Below are 16002 nucleotides of genomic sequence, written 5' to 3' on the forward strand. Positions count from 1 at the left end.
CTTGAGGGAAAACATCTTCGCCAAGCCTTTAATTGGGTCCATTCGGCTAAACTTAGGCGCCAGAGCTTTAGTTGAGAAAAGCCAACCACCCAAAGCAACGGACCCTGCAATAGCCGATACAAACAACAAAATTAGAAACGGCAAAATACCTTCTGCAACTTCAACCGCGGCTCTTGCGAGATACATTCCCATCTGGCTTGTATCTTGTGTCGCCTCTCTAGAAAACGAAAAACTAGCAGTCATGATCTTTGTTAAAGATGCTGCGATACCGCTACCAAAAATTAACAAGCCCCCCGCCCCGACAATCAGTAAAAAAGTTGTATTTAACTCTTTTGATCGGGGAACCTGACCTTCTTCTCGCGCTTTTTCGAGTTTCCGGCCGGTGGGTTCTTCGGTTTTATCCTGACTACTATCGTTCTCTGCCATAAGCGCTCTAAGCCCCCATCACATCGCGCAGATAAATATATGTATGCTCGCTAAAACGAATAAAAAGCGTATCAACATTTCCGACACCCACCCAAAGAATGAAAAAACCGAAAATCATACCGATTGGAAAACCGAGCGAGAATACATTCATCTGCGGTGCCGCCCTTGTCATAACTCCAAAGGAGATATTAACAATCAATACCGAAGTTACTACTGGCAGCGCAACCAGCAGAGCCGAAGCAAAGAGCCAGTTAATCCTCATCAACATATCCCACAATAAGTAAGGCTCTATCGAGTTTTCACCTATAATACTTGCTGAAATCGGCCACGCCCTAAAGCTTTCAACAATCACTTCAATCATCACTAAATGACCATTCATTGCAAGAAACGTTAAGGTTACGCCTATCAGGAATATCTGAGACAGGATTGGTGTATTAACACCGTTCGTTGGGTCAACCATCGAAGCAAAACCCAAACCCATTTGCATCGAAATCATTTGCCCCGCCACCACAAACAACTGCATCAGTAGCACAAACATGAAGCCCATTAAGGTACCGATAACAACTTGCTGAAGCACAATCAAAAAAGAACCGATTGACAGAGCGTCAATCACAGGGACAGGGTCAATCAATGGAGCAACGATTAGCGTTAAGGCAAAGGATAAGCCAATTCGGACACGCATTGGCACCAACCGTGTTCCGATTACCGGAACCACCATCAAGAAACTGGCAATACGGAATAAGGGCCACAAGAAGGACCCAACCCAAGCGCCAATTTGTGCGTCGGTAAATTCCATCTTTTACCCGATCAGTAATGGAATGCTAGTCCATAAGCGTTCTGAATAGTCGAGAATTTTTGTCATCATATACGGACCCGCGACAATAAGCACAAACAAGGTCACCAGAAGCCTTGGTAAGAAGCTTAGCGTTTGCTCGTTGATCTGTGTTGCAGCCTGAAAAACACTCACCATCAAGCCAACGATTAGGCCGGGTACGAGTATTAAAGTGACCAAAATCAAAATTACAAATACGGCATCCCTTACAAGGTCAATTGCTAACTCTGGCGTCATCTTAATCTACCTCGTTATATTCCAAAGCTGGCGGCTAAACTACCCATTATCAGAGCCCAACCGTCAATCAAGACAAAAAACATTATCTTGAAAGGTAAGGAGATAATCATAGGTGATAACATCATCATACCCATTGCCATCAGTACGCTCGCCACGACCATATCGAGAATTAGAAAAGGCAGGAACAGCAGAAAGCCAATTTGAAAGGCGGTTTTCAGTTCACTTGTTACGAAGGCAGGCATCAACACCCAAAACGGCAAGTCATCAAGCGTATTGTATTCAGCACCCGATATACGCACAAACAGCGCAATATCATCTTCTCTTGTCTGCGTCAGCATAAACTCTCGAAATGGTAAGCTTGCGGCTTTAACGGCATCAACAGGTGCTAGCTGCTCGTTCATATAAGGTTGGATAGCCGTTTCATTAACCTTTTCAAAAACAGGCGTCATAATAAAGATCGTTAAAAACAGCGATAAACCCAAAACTATCTGGTTTGAAGGGGTTTGTTGTAGCCCCAAGGCCTGGCGAAGTATTGAGAAAACGATGATTATTCGGGTGAATGAAGTCATCATCATCAGCATCGCAGGCAAGAAGGTTAGCGCAGTCATTAGCGCAAGAACCTGGATCGTCACCGTATAGGTCTGCGAACCATCAGAATTATTTACCAGGGTTAGAGCAGGAATACCCGGGCTTCCTTGCGCACCTTCAGCAAAAGCTGAAAATGACAACAATGACAGAACGACACCTAGTGCTAGGAGTGCAAAAGTACGCACTGAAAACTTTGACTTCGTTGTCATAGCTTACCCTCTTGAGAGTTAAGCTCAGAGCTGCCTTGCTCCTCAGGCGTACTTTTAGTGAGCAAGCCTTTTAAAGTTGTCGAAAAATCGGAATGTGCACCACGACCACCACCTTCTTGAGCGTTATCACTAAGATCAGAATCGCTGTCAAAAGTATGCAAACAAGAAATCTGCTGATTGGTAACACCCAAAAGAAGTGTCTGCCCTTTTACACGAACTAAACTAACTTTTTCTCTTGCACCAAGCGGAAGAGACGAAAGCACTTCCATTTCTCTATTTTTAGCAATATTAAATCCGCTAAATCGGCGAGCAAACCAAGCCAAGACAAAAATGAAGACCACCATTGCGAATAAAGTAGCGACAACAATAGGCCAACTCGTTATCGGGTCGTACTCTGGTGCACGAGCTTTACTAAGGTGGGTCGATTCAGTATTTGAGCTGACAACTTCGTTTTCAGTTTTTAACGTATCGTCTAACTCAACTAATTGTTGCTGTGGCTCAGTGCCAGGATTCGTAGAATCTGAGGATTCATTAGCATACACAATACTGGTGCTCAGTATGAACACCACACAAAGGCGAATCAGTAAGCCCACAAAACTACCCTAAACGCCTGATACGTTCAGTTGGACTTACTACATCAGTCAGTCGAATACCGAATTTATCATTAACCATAACAACTTCACCATGAGCGATTAGTGTGCCATTGACCAAAACATCTAATGGCTCACCGGCCAAGCGGTCAAGCTCAATAACGGAACCTTGATTCAATTGTAATAAGTTTCTGATCGGAATGGAGGTATTACCGACTTCCATCGATAACGTAACAGGTATATCCAGAATGACATCAAGATCGGGAGCGCCTGGGCCACCAGCACCAGCGTTAGCAGCCGCAGCTGGACGCGAATCAAAAGACTCTAGAGGCGCAGACTTAATATCATCAGCATCATCCCCTTCGATAGCTTCAGCTTCGGCCATTGCCGCCGCCCACTCATCCTCAACACTACCTTCGCCGCCTTCAGAATCACCAGACTCTTCCATTGCAGCTTCCCATTCAGATGCTAGTTTTTCGTCTTCACTTTGATCTTCGTTATCACTCATTTTCTTCTTCCAAATTTTCGTCAACTACACTGGATATGAGGTTGGGTCGTTCAATTTTTTCTTCAATTTTCGCCGCTAACTGACCATCACTTTGCCCAAGCTTTGCTTTGAACATAGGGACCTTATTCGCAGTTAGCGTAATAAACTCTGGCATTTCTATCGGTATAACATCACCTTTTTCAAGCTTGGCAACATCTCTAAGTGATATCTGTTCTTCTAGGACTGTCGCATTAAGAGGCACATTAGCCTCTAAAAGATCTTTCCGAATAGTTGTCATCCAGCGCTCGTCAACATCGTCAACATCACTCTGGACACCAGCATCGAGGATCTCGCGAATCGGCTCAATGGTAGAGTATGGAATGGCCAGATGAAGGTCTCCACCACCGCCATCTAGTTCGATATGAAAGGTACTAATTACTATCACTTCACTAGGGCTAACAATATTCGCCATTGAAGGGTTAACTTCAGAGTTCATATACTCAAAATCAATTTTGAAAACTGCGCTCCACGCTTCCTTCATATCGATAAAAACTTGTTCGAGTACCATATGAACAACCCGAATCTCGGTAGGCGTAAACTCACGCCCTTCAATTTTTGCATGACGCCCATCACCACCAAAGAAGTTATCAACAAGTTTAAAAACTAGCTTGGCATCAAAAATAAATAAACCAGCTCCGCGAAGAGGTCTGATTTTGACAATATTTAAACTGGTAGGAACGTAAAGAGTATGGATATACTCTCCAAACTTCATGATCTGGACACCGCCCGTAGAAACGTCGGCGTTTCTACGGAGCAGGTTAAACAAGCTGATTCTGGTGTAGCGGGCAAACCTTTCATTGATCATTTCGAGCGTAGGCATGCGCCCGCGCACAATTCTATCTTGGCTCGCTAAGTCGTAATTGCGTATACCTTCTTCATCGGCATCGTCCTCCGTGTCGATATCACCATCATCGACACCATGCAATAACGCATCTATCTCGTCTTGTGATAATAAATCTTGCACACTAATACCTGACTATATGAATTTTTAAGCAATCACAAAATAAGCTATTTGACGGTCGCGAAAATAACACCAAACAAATAACTTAAAACATCTTGAACAAAACTACTGCAATACAAAATTAGTGAAATAAACGTTCTCTATCTCACCAGCCTCTTCACTACTTAAGACAGTATTAATCACTTCGACTGTCTGAGCTTGAAGCGCTAACTTACCTTCCTCAGTGCGAATCTGTTGAAAGTCCTGATCTGCGTATACATTCAATAAACGTGAACGTATCAAAGGCATATGGTGGTCTAAAGCATCCAAAGCACTGGCATCACGACTAGAAACAGATAATGAAATCTGCATATACCGCTGACGCCCATCGACATTAAACGTAACCAAAAATGCTGGCTTAATTGGAATGTAGCTAGCTGGCTCCTTCACTTCTTCTTCAATAACCGGTTCAGTTGGTGCGTCTTCATCGCCACCAAGCAAAAACATCGTCACACCAACCGATAGACCAATAGCTAAAATTGCAACGATCGCAATAATAATAATTAGCTTTTTCTTTGAACCACCTTCGCCAGATTGCTCTTCTTCAGTTTTGTTTTCTTCTTCTGCCACGTCAAAATCCCGTCATATCAAATCGCAGCTGAGCACCTTTACAGATATCCAGCAAAGTGTATGCCAAAAACAACAGTTCTCCGTTTAAACGGAAGCTTAACTGTTGCCTTTAACTATTTGATATTAGTTTAGCTTAAAGAGGGCGAAAATGAAGAGGGCCTGATAAAAACTTATCAGGCAAAGTAGTCAACGAGATTTGAAGAGGAGCGTGAAATCGATTCTGTCGTAGCTGTTTCACTACTAGAATCTTCAGAATCTTCTTGCTGATCTTCCGAGCCATTAGAACCTTGCTGCTGATCATTGGATGCAAAACGCTCATCACCGCTGCGTGCATCGACATTCACTTCCTGAAGCTCAACGCCGTTTGTCTCCATCATTTCACGTAAACGCACAACGTTAGATTCAAGCATTTCCCTGACTGAAGCATTATGGGCGTTAAATGTAATGGCTGCTGCATCATTTTGAACAGAAATTTTTACATCAATTGGACCAAGCTCAGCAGGGTTTAAGTGGATCTCTGCAGACTGAATTGCCTTTCCCGTAAGCCAAACTATCTTCTGGCCAACTTCCTCCCCCCACTCAACCTCATCCAAACCCGTCATTACTGTTGTCGAGTAAGGCGCGTTATCTAATTTCTGCTGCACTTCCGAAAACGTTGTTTTAAGTGGCGAAGATGAACGCTCTACACCACTACCAATCGTTTTTTCCAGAATGCTTTCAACACTACTAGTACTATCCGCAATCGCCTTAAACTTTGATTCACCTTGCAATGCCTGACTAACAACCTCCTCTTCCAAATTGAGCATAGCACTGCCATTTTGGGACAAATTCTGAGGAGACAACCCAAGCCCTGAATCAATATTAGAATTGGTAAGCGGAGCTGCTTGAATTTGGTTTGCCGTATTTAGGTTCACCTGAGACTTCTTAGCATCCTGGTTTTGAAAAGATACGCCAGGCAAAACACTTACTGGCGCCACACCTGAATCAAGCCCAGTCAATGCTTGTGGAAGGTTAGCACTTACCGGTGCAAGGGCTTGTTGTATCCCATTTACCGTATTTAGCAAAGATGCCAACACATCTTCGGGTATGTCATCACTTGAAAATCCAAGACCACTCTCAAGCTCTGCCAGCGAGTTAGAAAGAAAAGTACTCATTTCCGGCAATTCTATGCCTTGCTGTGCCGCATCCAGAGACATTAAATTGCCACTCAATAATGCGTTGATATCATCCAGGAAGCTTGAATCCAGCCCTAAAGCTTCAAGCTTAGCAGCAATATCATCAAGTTTCTCAGGACTTATAGAAGACTGATAGACACCTGTTAATGTAGCACCAAATGAACCCTCTATGGGTGATGCACCCGGTTCGCTGCTCGCGCCCAATGCTGGACCGCTAGTTGACGCTGCTGGTGCGTTTCCTGCTGATACAGGGTTTGATAGAGATATATTTTGCATGAACAACAACCACCCGTTTCGCTCAAGCCATATTAATTATGACTTAGAAAAAATAGCTTTAGGNCAAGCGAATTGTAGGCGCTCAAGTTAGTCGTCTAACTTGATTACACTACGCTTTAGGGAGGATTATGCGAATATCGGGCCAATATCCGCTATTTAGAGAATGGTACTTAATTTAATGAATATCGAATAGCTGTTTAAAATTAGAGATCTCGAATATCTTTTTTACCTCATCAGAACAGTGAACTATGCTGATTTTTACATCTTCTTTTGCGTGATCCTTAAGTAACAACAACATTCCCAAAGCAGAGCTGTCTAGATAACTGACGTCGCGCATATCGATGCGATATTCACTAACACCGTTGTCTTTTCCTTCGTAAGCGTCACAAAAACTCTGATGCGAAGCAAAGTCAAAGCGACCTTTAATCGCAATAGTTAGAGAGTTATCATCCGTTGAAAGTACTGATGTGATTGACATTTATGCCTCACCCTTGTCTAAATAGATATTTCCTAACGCTACCTTTCACAAGCCTTAAGTAGCGCTTCTCGAATTTTATTTATCGGGAGCACTTTTTGCACAGCGTTAAGTTTAACAGCTGCGCCGGGCATTCCCCATACAACACTCGTTGCTTCATCTTGAGCAAAAGTTGCACCGCCCACTGAAAGTATTCTTTCCATACCTTCGGCGCCATCACTTCCCATCCCCGTTAGGATAGCTGAAACTGCATATTTCCCATAATGCTGTGCGACTGAGTCGAATAATACATTGACCGAAGGCTTATGACCACTGACCTTCTCTCCATCATATAGAGAGGTAACCAAGCGCCCGTTTTTCTCGTAAACTTTTAAATGGAAGTCGCCTGGCGCTAAATAAGCATGGCCCGGCTCCAAAGGCATACCACTCTTTGCTTCCTTAACTGTGATTTCACAGTGTCCATCAAGCCGCTGCGCCAATGAGGCACTAAAGGTAGCAGGTATATGCTGCGCCATAACAATAGGCGGGCAGTTTGCTGGCATCCCTTGCAGGACTTCACGTAGAGCTTCCGTTCCACCCGTAGAACTTCCGATACAAATAATTTTTCGCCCGTCAAATTTACGTTTTTCTGTCGCCTCACTAGAAGCTTGCTTCGACGAAAGCACTCTATCATGAGCCGCCATATTCGCAATGGCAGCATTTCTAACTTTACTCTGAATTGTTAGCGCATAATCCGAAAGGTTATCCCAGGAACCACCTTGTGGTTTTGCGATATAGTCAACTGCGCCAATTGAAAGCGCATCAAGCGTAGCCGGAGCTCCTTTACTAGTTAAAGTAGAGATCATAACGACCGGCATGGGACGCAATCTCATCAAATTTCGCAGAAATGTAATGCCATCCATTTTTGGCATTTCAATATCCAAAGTCAGTACATCTGGACTGAACTGCTTAATTTTCTCACGAGCATCAAGCGGATGCTCAGCGACAGCCACAACCTCAAGGTCTGGTGCCGAGCCAATAATTTCAGATAAAACCTGCCTAATTAGCTCGGAGTCATCAACAATTAAAACTTTTATCTTACTCAAACCTACTTCTCCACGAAAAGTACGACATATTACTGCGCGAATCAGTCAAACAACTCAACACCACCGCTTGGTGCGGACTTTTGCTTCAAGTCATTGCTATAGCTAATCTCTCTTTGCAAGACTGTATCGTTTGTTGTTTCTCTAAGCTTTCTTACTTTAACTGCACCGGTATCGGGAAAATACAAGACCTTTCTCGGGTATATATCACCAACATCTTCCGCTGCTAGCTCAAAATTTTCTTCGTAAATGTACTTTCTTACGTACGCTATATTTCGCTTACCAATGTCAGTCATGTTGCTAAGAACATTGCCGCCACCAAAAACTTTGATTTCGAGATTTCGACGCGTACCACCAAGCTTTAGGATTTCGTTAATAAGAAATTCCATCGCCCAGTTTCCGTACCTGGAGGCACTGCTTATTTCTGAAGCTCCCCACTTTTCCGTCGAATGAGCCCCTTGCTCTGGTAACATAAAGTGATTCATTCCACCTATACCAAGTTGCACATCTCGAACACAGGCAGAAATACAGGAACCCAGTACGGTAACAATCATTTCTCCAGTTTTGCTCACATAGAACTCACCCGGCATTATTTTAGCAGCGGGAACATTCATTCGCTTATCCCAATACCTGTTCACATGCTCAAAGCCTGCTAGGGGTGGTGGTAAAGTGTGATTTTGTGACATTTACTAACTATCCTACATTAACTGTAATATTGCTGCCCTGAACGACAATCAACATTCAATACTAAGAAATTTTCTGGTAGATGGTCTTACCTATTGGCTTAAACCTTGTACATACTCTACTCAAGCTCTCTGAGTGACCAATTATCAAATAGCCCCCATCTTTAAGCATATCGGCATACCTGTTGAACAAAACTGCTTGAGTCTCTTCATTAAAGTAAATAACGACATTCCGACAGAATATTAGGTCGAACGGGCCTTTCATTGGCCAGCGTTCCAATAAGTTTAGGCGCTTAAATCTAATTAACTCCTGCAAATCAGGTTTAACCTTAACGATATCCGGGTGGTTCTTATCAAACATGAACCACTTCCGCTTGATCTCTTGAGGAAGCGATTCAATTCGCTCAACCCCGTAAACACCTTGCTGACCTTTTCCCAAAACTTTGGAATCTAAGTCAGTAGCTAGAATTTTGCAGTCCCAGCCACTTAAATCAAAGTTATCCCGAATGGTCATTGCAATGCTATAAGGTTCCTCACCAGAAGAGCAGCCTGCAGACCAAACTCTAATTCGCCTTGAAGCAGCGTTGCTATTCTTTAGCTCCTTACAGAGCTTATCTCCAAGAAACTCGAAATGATGGTTCTCTCTAAAGAAGGATGTGAGATTCGTCGTAATCGCATTAATAAAACGACTAACTTCTTCGCTGTTTTCATTACGAATCAAAGACAGATATTCACTTACTGAGCCCAAACGAACATCTCTGAGCCTACGCGCCAGGCGGCCATAAACCATATCTTTCTTATGGGGCCCCAGCACTATGCCAGTATACTTATAGGCCAACTCGCTGATTTCCTGGAAATCAGCATCGGACATCGCAAACTCTCGTGATCGATCAGAATCCACTTAAGAACCTTAACTCGCTAGTAATTGTCGTCCGGCAACCTGATCTGGATCAGCGATCAATTGCTCGCTAAGCTCCAAAATAATCACCATTTTTTCTTCGGTACTTCCCAAACCTTTAACATATTGCGCCTGACTCGTTTGGGAAAGCTCGGGAGAAGGCTGAATTTGAGAATGAGAAAAGTTATACACATCCGACACTGCATCAACCACGATTCCGATAACCTTGGCGTTAGACTCGGTTTCTACCGAAACGATTATCACAACCGTTTCATCGGTATAAGATAAATCTTTAATGCCAAAGCTATATCGCAAATCAACGATAGGAGAAACAGTCCCCCTCAAGTTCATGACACCTAGCACCTGACTTGGAGAATTGGGAATTGAGGTGATCTCTTCCCAACCTCTTATCTCCTGCACTGAAAGAATATTGATACCGAACTCTTCACCCCCCATAAAAAAGGTGAGGTATTGGTCGGTTGGCTCATCCTGCTTTGCATCATCGACTTCACCATTAATCTGTTCTAGCTTTGAATCTTGTTGCTCTGACATAGATTAAACCTTTTGTTTTATGCCGCTTCGCTATCGTCTGGCTCGGTAATCTTCTTATAGGCATCACGCCCAACACCAGCAAGCTTTATAAGCCCGCTAATATCCAGGATCAGTGATACAGTACCATCCCCAAGTATCGTTGCGCCGGATACACCAGGGACTGAACGATAGTTTTCCTGCAAACTCTTGATGACCACTTGCTGCTGAGCTAATAAGTCGTCAACTAACACCGCTACCTTAATATTGTCACCCTCGACAATAACGAGGAGACCATCATCAACCCGTTCATGATCTGCCTGAACGTTAAAAATATCCCAAAGGCGAATAATCGGAACATATTCGTTTCGAAGGCGAAGGACGTCACAGCCACCAGAAACGCGATGTATCATCTGATCCTGAGACTCAATCGATTCGACAATAGATACCAAAGGAAAAATATATACCTGCTGACCAACACGAATTAGCTGACCATCCAAAATTGCCAGAGTCAGTGGCAAGCGTATCGAGAACATACTCCCCTTGCCTGGAGTCGACTCAACCTCGACCGAACCATTTAAGTCCTGTATATTTCTGCGCACAACATCCATACCAACGCCACGCCCCGAAATATCGGTAACTTCTGCAGCAGTTGAAAATCCAGGCTGGAAAATTAAGTCGTGAATTTGCTCTGGTTCAAGATGATCGTTAGGCGAAACAAGACCGTTTTCGATTGCTTTCGATAAAATTCGATCTTCATTGAGGCCGGCACCGTCATCAATAATCTGAATAACAATGTTACCGCCCTGGTGAAATGCGTTAAGGGTAATCTTACCGGTTTCATCTTTGCCAGCGGCAAGACGCGCTTCTGGCGACTCTAAACCGTGGTCAAGTGAGTTTCGAACAAGGTGAACAAGAGGGTCGCCTATTCTTTCCATCACTGTTTTATCCAGTTCAGTTTGCTCACCAAGCAGAACAAGCTCAACTTTCTTTTCAAGACTCTTACTAATATCGTGAACGAGGCGAGGGAAACGTGAAAATGCAAAACTAATAGGAAGCATCCTAATACGCATGACACTCTCTTGAAGCTCTCTGGTATGAAGACTTAGCTGCTCTAAACCTTCCATCAACTTCGGCATCATATCGACCGTAAAGTCTTTGCCCAGTTCATTTAGCATTGACTGGGTAATTACAAGCTCGCCGACCATATTGATCAGGCTATCGATTTTGTCTGTGCCTACACGGATTGAAACGCTTTCAGGCTTACTTTCCTTTTTAACAGGCGCTGGCGCTTTACTCGCTTTCTCAACACTGGCACTAGATTCAACACTCGACTTAGACGCGGGCACATCTTCTGTCTTAACTGCTGAAACACCAACCGCAGCTTCAGCAACAACCGCTGGCTCTGCTGCTTCAGCATTTACCTCAGACTCTTCAGAAGCTTGCGAATCAATTTTCTCAATTCGAATATCCGAGTCATCAACGACCCACTCAAAGACTTCGTCTATTTGAGCTCTTTCGGCATCACCCTTAAGTACAATATTCCAAGCTAGATAGCATGCTTCGGGGTCTAGCGAGCCAAGTTCTGGCAGCTCATCAACAACACTGGAAACCTCGACTTCACCCAACTCAGACAGTTCACGAAACATACGTACTGGGTCATTACCAGTGCGCAAGACATCTGCGTCGGGTTTAAAATAGATAGTCCAACCATCAGAACCTTCGTCGGTTTCCTCGCTAGGACTTTCACAGCTTTCTGCTGTTTCACTGCCACCTTCCAGCAGAGCGTTGAACTGTACTCGCAACTCATCTGCCAACTTGGTTTCGCAGCTTTGACCGGCCTCAAGCTCATTGATCATAGTTCGGATACAGTCGACAGACTTCAGAAACAGATCGACATGATCCGCTTCCATAACAAACTGGTCTGAACGAATAAGATCAAGCAGCGTTTCTACAACATGTGTAAATTCAGCAATCTCATTAAAACCAAAGGTACCACTACCACCCTTAATCGAGTGTGCAGCCCTGAATATTTCGTTTATCGCTTCAGAATCGAGATTCGAGATATCGATATTAAGAAGCGCAGACTCCATAACATCAAGCCCTTCATAACTCTCTTCGAAAAACACCTGATGAAACTGACTTAAATCAACACTCATTGTATTGGCCTGTCTACGCGTAGTTACATTAACGTTTTTTTGTTCTTGGTAGCGCTGTACATTACAGAGGTAAAGCTTAGCCCATTACTTTCTTGATAGTCGCTAATAGCTGCTCTGGGTTAAACGGTTTTACCAACCAACCCGTAGCGCCAGCATTTTTACCCTGCATTTTCTTATCGCCAGCTGACTCGGTGGTCAACATTAAGATTGGAGTAAACTTATAATCCGGTAAGGTTCTGAGGTTCTTAACTAACTCAATACCATCCATTACAGGCATATTCACATCGGATAAAACCAGATCAACAGCAGTAGTTTTTGCTTTATCTAGTGCTTGCTGTCCATCTGCAGCTTCTATCACATCAAAGCCAGCACCTTTAAGAGTGAATGAAACCATTTGTCTCATTGAGGCAGAATCATCTACCGCCAATATTGTTGCCATCTACGTTCTCCCGTATGCGACGATTAAGCAATTTCCCTAAGAAATCAAAATTCAAAAACATTTAGTTAAGATTTAGCATTTGTTCCAAGCCCGCTAACTTAGCAGCCGCTTGCAACTCTTCGGACACGCTTCCCCAAGAAACTTCAGCCTCAGCAGTACGCATTGAAGTAAAAAAGGAAGCAAATAATTGCAAGGCTGCAGTATCCACTCTCGATACTTCTCCCGCACTGATAACGGTTGGAGATGCTAATTTAAGAATCTCTTCCATCTCATGATGTAGCGACTCAACCTTAGCGATATTCACAACACCTTCTAACTCAATTGCTGCTTCACTCATAATCAGCCTAAATCTCACCAAATAGTTATTTCTTCAACTAACTTTAGTAGCTATTTTCAGGAATACCACAAATCATAAACTGATTTTTTATCCCTAGATCGGCAATGAGAGGCTAAAGAAAGGATTGATCATCAATGAAGCTTATTATTAAGCCAAGCCTTTGATGCAGCGATCTATTTTCGGCGAAACATCCTGGCTTGAAGAGCGTCTTCCAACTGCTTTTGCTCACGCTTGTCGGCAAGTGCGTTTTCCTCATCCTTGTAGCGCTGAATAAGGTCTGCCAAGCCTTTGGTTTTTTGGTGCAAAGCTGACCACTTTTCTTTGGTAATATTGAACGCTTTTTGTCCCTGATCAACAACAAGCTGTTGTTGCTGGATTGCGACATCAATTTGATTAACAAAGTGCAAGCTTGACTGCAATTGAGTAACGCTCTGGACGCTACCAAGGCCTCGCTTCATATCAGCAAGGTATTGATTATGATATTGTTTGAGATTATCCATTTGCGCAGTCTGATCGTCCAAATAGCGCTTTGCAGCTGTCATCTGCTCCAAAGCCGCTTGCTCGTTTCGCTCTGCCTGATCAAGAACTACCTTCAAACGCTGCGACTTCTTCATAGACAACCTTATAGACTGTAGCGCAAGCTAGATTATTGCGCTTGAGCTGCAGCAGCAATCGTTTGTGACATTTCCGCTATCGCTCTGGGCGCTTCAGACTCCTCAGTTAATCCCTGCCGCAGGAACTGCTTCATCTTTTCAATTCTTTCGATAGCAAAATCAGTTTGTGGGTCAGAACCTTTAACATAAGCTCCGACGCTAATTAAGTCTCTGGCTTGCTGATACCTTGCATAGATTTGTTTGAAGCGCTGTGCATTCTGTAAATGCTCAGCACTGATGATATGAGGCATAACTCGACTGATCGAAGCCTCGACATCGATCGCTGGATAATGGCCCTCTTCGGCCAAGCTACGAGAGAGCACGATATGACCATCCAAAATAGCCCTGGCGGCGTCTGCAATAGGATCTTGCTGATCGTCACCCTCAGTGAGAACCGTGTAAAAAGCAGTAATGGAACCGCCTCCTTTCTTACCATTCCCCGCACGTTCGACGAGTTGAGGCAGTTTGGCAAACACCGAGGGTGGATAGCCCTTTGTCGCGGGAGGCTCCCCCACAGACAATGCAATTTCACGCTGCGCTTGCGCATATCGAGTCAGTGAGTCCATTAACAAAAGCACGTTTTTACCCTGATCACGAAAATATTCCGCTATCCGAGTCGTTAGCATCGCAGCTCGCAGACGCATCAAAGGCGAGTCATCAGCAGGCGAAGCAATTACCACTGCACGCTTTAGCCCTTCTTCACCCAGGATATCCTCAATAAACTCTTTTACCTCACGTCCACGCTCTCCGATTAAGCCTACGACAACAATATCGGCCGTAGTAAATCGGGTCATCATACCCAAGAGCATACTTTTACCAACACCGCTACCTGCAAACAAGCCTATTCGCTGACCAACGCCGACAGCCAAGAGACTGTTTATGGCTTTAATCCCGACATCCAAGGACTCACGAATTGGCGCTCTGGCAAGCGGGTTAATCACCGCACCATTAAAAGGTATACGGGTTTCAGCTTCTAATGGACCGTGGTCATCCAATACGTTTCCGGCACCGTCAAGCACACGCCCAAGCAAGCCCCACCCTACAGCGACTTCACCAATGGAGTCAGCTGGCGTAACCAGGGCACCCGGCTTCAAACCATCCGCAGCAACAAGTGGCATCAAAAATGTACGATCATCCTCAAAGCCGACCACTTCAGCCTCGATCAAGTCACCCGAAACAGAATGAATAAGGCAACGATCACCAACAACACTTTGGCAACCAACAGCCTCTAAGGTAAGACCGACCATGCGCGTCAAGCGCCCGCTAAATTGTGGTGCCACCTGCGTCGGAACAGAATCAGCCAGTACACCAAGATTCGCAGCTATATTACTAGCAGTGTTGATTTCAAGCAGATCACTCATCTTCAGGGCCAGGTGTTAGTTGTTCATCTAATTCCCCAGAAGTACTGGTGTCCTCGGTATCCTCGGTGCCCGGCAACTCGGAATCTTGTATTTCATGATCAAGCTTGCGCAGTTCATCATCGCCTGTTTCAGGTTCCTCTTTCAAGGTGTCAGCCGAATAGTCACTCAGACTATCAATCGTCACTGGCACTTCTTGAGTACCTGAAGCTGTATTATTGACAGCGGTATCCAGCATACTCTGAACAGCTTTTTGAAATCGTTTTTCAACGGTATAGTCAATCACCTGAGCTGAAGTCTTCAGTAAGAAGCCACCCGCTATAACACTTGGATCTTTCACTAGCTCAATACCAGAACCTAAAGCCTCTAGTGCTTTTGAAACAGTTTCATAATCCTGCTCATTGACCTTTAACATTGCCCCTGAGTCCAGCGCTGGCAAACCTTCCATGACTCGAGACAAAGCCAGTGTAAGGCTTGCACTATCAATATTGAGCTCTCGGTGAATCACTGCTCTGGAAAGCGCAACCGCAACATTTAACATCGCCTCTTCAACGACTTGCTGTTGCTGCTGAATGGGGTTAACCAACTGGTTCATTAGGGCATCTAGCTGTGACAATTTTTCGGCAATTTCACCCTGGCCTTGGGCAACCCCTTGTTCGTAACCTTCACTTTTACCGGCCTCCAAACCTTCTGCATGACCCGCAGCACGACCGTCCTCTGAACCTTTAGCGAAACCATCTCGATGGCCTTCTTCAAAGCCGGAGTCATATGCCTGCTTAGTTATTGATTCAATTTGCTGTGCAGTCGGTGGTTTGACTTTCTCCTTTCTGGCGTTTTCTGCCTGACTAGCCGCACGACCGGGATCGCCAATATTCGGCAGCTCCCAGCGTTCGTAGGCGCTCAGTTCACCTAAAGGGACACGCTTGTTTTTGTCACTCAT

Annotated in this window: 20 protein-coding genes; all 20 read right to left on the reverse strand. The window is 44.3% G+C overall.

What is annotated here, in order from left to right; all coding sequences use genetic code 11:
• The coding region (locus tag A3756_RS16665; protein ID WP_197481353.1) for an EscU/YscU/HrcU family type III secretion system export apparatus switch protein at positions 1–426 on the reverse strand (426 nt) is incomplete at its 3' end.
• Positions 427–433: 7 nt separating this feature from the next.
• Positions 434–1222 carry a flagellar biosynthetic protein FliR gene (gene fliR / locus A3756_RS16670; protein ID WP_068511913.1) on the reverse strand — a complete coding sequence of 263 codons (789 nt, stop codon included), beginning with the start codon at positions 1220–1222 and terminating at the stop codon, positions 434–436.
• Positions 1223–1225: 3 nt separating this feature from the next.
• Positions 1226–1495 carry a flagellar biosynthesis protein FliQ gene (gene fliQ / locus A3756_RS16675; protein WP_068511910.1) on the reverse strand — a complete coding sequence of 90 codons (270 nt, stop codon included), beginning with the start codon at positions 1493–1495 and terminating at the stop codon, positions 1226–1228.
• Between the two features lie 14 nt (positions 1496–1509).
• Positions 1510–2292, reverse strand: a complete 783-nt coding sequence (fliP, locus tag A3756_RS16680; protein ID WP_068554009.1) for a flagellar type III secretion system pore protein FliP — start codon at positions 2290–2292, stop codon at positions 1510–1512.
• The gene (gene fliO / locus A3756_RS16685; protein WP_068511678.1) at positions 2289–2885 is read right to left on the reverse strand and encodes a flagellar biosynthetic protein FliO; all 597 of its coding nucleotides are present in this window, start codon (positions 2883–2885) and stop codon (positions 2289–2291) included. Before fliO ends, fliP begins: the two co-directional genes overlap by 4 nt.
• Before the next feature lie 4 nt (positions 2886–2889).
• Positions 2890–3390: a flagellar motor switch protein FliN gene (gene fliN, locus A3756_RS16690; protein ID WP_068511675.1), complete on the reverse strand. Its 501-nt coding sequence runs from the start codon at positions 3388–3390 to the stop codon at positions 2890–2892.
• The gene (gene fliM / locus A3756_RS16695; protein ID WP_197470043.1) at positions 3383–4399 is read right to left on the reverse strand and encodes a flagellar motor switch protein FliM; all 1017 of its coding nucleotides are present in this window, start codon (positions 4397–4399) and stop codon (positions 3383–3385) included. The genes fliN and fliM overlap by 8 nt, the downstream gene beginning before the upstream one ends.
• Positions 4400–4495: 96 nt before the next feature.
• The gene (gene fliL, locus A3756_RS16700) at positions 4496–4999 is read right to left on the reverse strand and encodes a flagellar basal body-associated protein FliL (RefSeq protein WP_068513649.1); all 504 of its coding nucleotides are present in this window, start codon (positions 4997–4999) and stop codon (positions 4496–4498) included.
• A gap of 173 nt (positions 5000–5172) precedes the next feature.
• On the reverse strand, positions 5173–6450 hold the full coding sequence (locus A3756_RS16705) for a flagellar hook-length control protein FliK (protein ID WP_068554013.1): 1278 nt from the start codon (positions 6448–6450) through the stop codon (positions 5173–5175).
• 175 nt (positions 6451–6625) lie between these two features.
• Entirely contained in the window at positions 6626–6928 is a 303-nt protein-coding gene (locus A3756_RS16710) for an STAS domain-containing protein (protein ID WP_068554015.1), read from the reverse strand.
• A gap of 38 nt (positions 6929–6966) precedes the next feature.
• Positions 6967–8010: a chemotaxis response regulator protein-glutamate methylesterase gene (locus A3756_RS16715; RefSeq protein ID WP_068516560.1), complete on the reverse strand. Its 1044-nt coding sequence runs from the start codon at positions 8008–8010 to the stop codon at positions 6967–6969.
• A 41-nt stretch (positions 8011–8051) separates the two neighbouring features.
• The gene (cheD, locus tag A3756_RS16720; protein WP_068554017.1) at positions 8052–8693 is read right to left on the reverse strand and encodes a chemoreceptor glutamine deamidase CheD; all 642 of its coding nucleotides are present in this window, start codon (positions 8691–8693) and stop codon (positions 8052–8054) included.
• A gap of 61 nt (positions 8694–8754) precedes the next feature.
• Entirely contained in the window at positions 8755–9591 is an 837-nt protein-coding gene (locus A3756_RS16725; protein WP_231872224.1) for a protein-glutamate O-methyltransferase CheR, read from the reverse strand.
• 9 nt (positions 9592–9600) lie between these two features.
• Positions 9601–10140 (reverse strand): chemotaxis protein CheW, encoded by a 540-nt coding sequence (locus A3756_RS16730; protein WP_068516563.1) that lies wholly within the window; start codon positions 10138–10140, stop codon positions 9601–9603.
• Between the two features lie 17 nt (positions 10141–10157).
• On the reverse strand, positions 10158–12275 hold the full coding sequence (locus tag A3756_RS16735; RefSeq protein WP_068554018.1) for a chemotaxis protein CheA: 2118 nt from the start codon (positions 12273–12275) through the stop codon (positions 10158–10160).
• Between the two features lie 76 nt (positions 12276–12351).
• Positions 12352–12714, reverse strand: coding sequence for a response regulator (locus A3756_RS16740; RefSeq protein WP_068508193.1), 363 nt, complete (start codon positions 12712–12714; stop codon positions 12352–12354).
• A 61-nt stretch (positions 12715–12775) separates the two neighbouring features.
• Positions 12776–13051 carry a lipid asymmetry maintenance protein MlaB gene (locus A3756_RS16745; protein ID WP_068507368.1) on the reverse strand — a complete coding sequence of 92 codons (276 nt, stop codon included), beginning with the start codon at positions 13049–13051 and terminating at the stop codon, positions 12776–12778.
• A gap of 173 nt (positions 13052–13224) precedes the next feature.
• Positions 13225–13665 carry a flagellar export protein FliJ gene (fliJ, locus tag A3756_RS16750; protein WP_068508195.1) on the reverse strand — a complete coding sequence of 147 codons (441 nt, stop codon included), beginning with the start codon at positions 13663–13665 and terminating at the stop codon, positions 13225–13227.
• Between the two features lie 32 nt (positions 13666–13697).
• Positions 13698–15065 carry a flagellar protein export ATPase FliI gene (fliI, locus tag A3756_RS16755; RefSeq protein ID WP_068508197.1) on the reverse strand — a complete coding sequence of 456 codons (1368 nt, stop codon included), beginning with the start codon at positions 15063–15065 and terminating at the stop codon, positions 13698–13700.
• Positions 15058–16002 carry a FliH/SctL family protein gene (locus tag A3756_RS16760; RefSeq protein WP_068508199.1) on the reverse strand — a complete coding sequence of 315 codons (945 nt, stop codon included), beginning with the start codon at positions 16000–16002 and terminating at the stop codon, positions 15058–15060. The genes fliI and A3756_RS16760 overlap by 8 nt, the downstream gene beginning before the upstream one ends.

The organism is Oleiphilus sp. HI0086 (assembly GCF_001635225.1).

What these genes read in the sequence shown, in the direction of transcription:
- fliR (WP_068511913.1), bottom strand. Translation starts at nt 1,222, where the DNA reads ATGGAATTTACCGACGCACAAATTGGCGCTTGGGTTGGGTCCTTCTTG.
- fliQ (WP_068511910.1), bottom strand. Translation starts at nt 1,495, where the DNA reads ATGACGCCAGAGTTAGCAATTGACCTTGTAAGGGATGCCGTATTTGTA.
- fliP (WP_068554009.1), bottom strand. Translation starts at nt 2,292, where the DNA reads ATGACAACGAAGTCAAAGTTTTCAGTGCGTACTTTTGCACTCCTAGCA.
- fliN (WP_068511675.1), bottom strand. Translation starts at nt 3,390, where the DNA reads ATGAGTGATAACGAAGATCAAAGTGAAGACGAAAAACTAGCATCTGAA.
- A3756_RS16705 (WP_068554013.1), bottom strand. Translation starts at nt 6,450, where the DNA reads ATGCAAAATATATCTCTATCAAACCCTGTATCAGCAGGAAACGCACCA.
- A3756_RS16710 (WP_068554015.1), bottom strand. Translation starts at nt 6,928, where the DNA reads ATGTCAATCACATCAGTACTTTCAACGGATGATAACTCTCTAACTATT.
- cheD (WP_068554017.1), bottom strand. Translation starts at nt 8,693, where the DNA reads ATGTCACAAAATCACACTTTACCACCACCCCTAGCAGGCTTTGAGCAT.
- A3756_RS16730 (WP_068516563.1), bottom strand. Translation starts at nt 10,140, where the DNA reads ATGTCAGAGCAACAAGATTCAAAGCTAGAACAGATTAATGGTGAAGTC.
- A3756_RS16735 (WP_068554018.1), bottom strand. Translation starts at nt 12,275, where the DNA reads ATGAGTGTTGATTTAAGTCAGTTTCATCAGGTGTTTTTCGAAGAGAGT.
- A3756_RS16740 (WP_068508193.1), bottom strand. Translation starts at nt 12,714, where the DNA reads ATGGCAACAATATTGGCGGTAGATGATTCTGCCTCAATGAGACAAATG.
- A3756_RS16745 (WP_068507368.1), bottom strand. Translation starts at nt 13,051, where the DNA reads ATGAGTGAAGCAGCAATTGAGTTAGAAGGTGTTGTGAATATCGCTAAG.
- fliJ (WP_068508195.1), bottom strand. Translation starts at nt 13,665, where the DNA reads ATGAAGAAGTCGCAGCGTTTGAAGGTAGTTCTTGATCAGGCAGAGCGA.
- fliI (WP_068508197.1), bottom strand. Translation starts at nt 15,065, where the DNA reads ATGAGTGATCTGCTTGAAATCAACACTGCTAGTAATATAGCTGCGAAT.
- A3756_RS16760 (WP_068508199.1), bottom strand. Translation starts at nt 16,002, where the DNA reads ATGAGTGACAAAAACAAGCGTGTCCCTTTAGGTGAACTGAGCGCCTAC.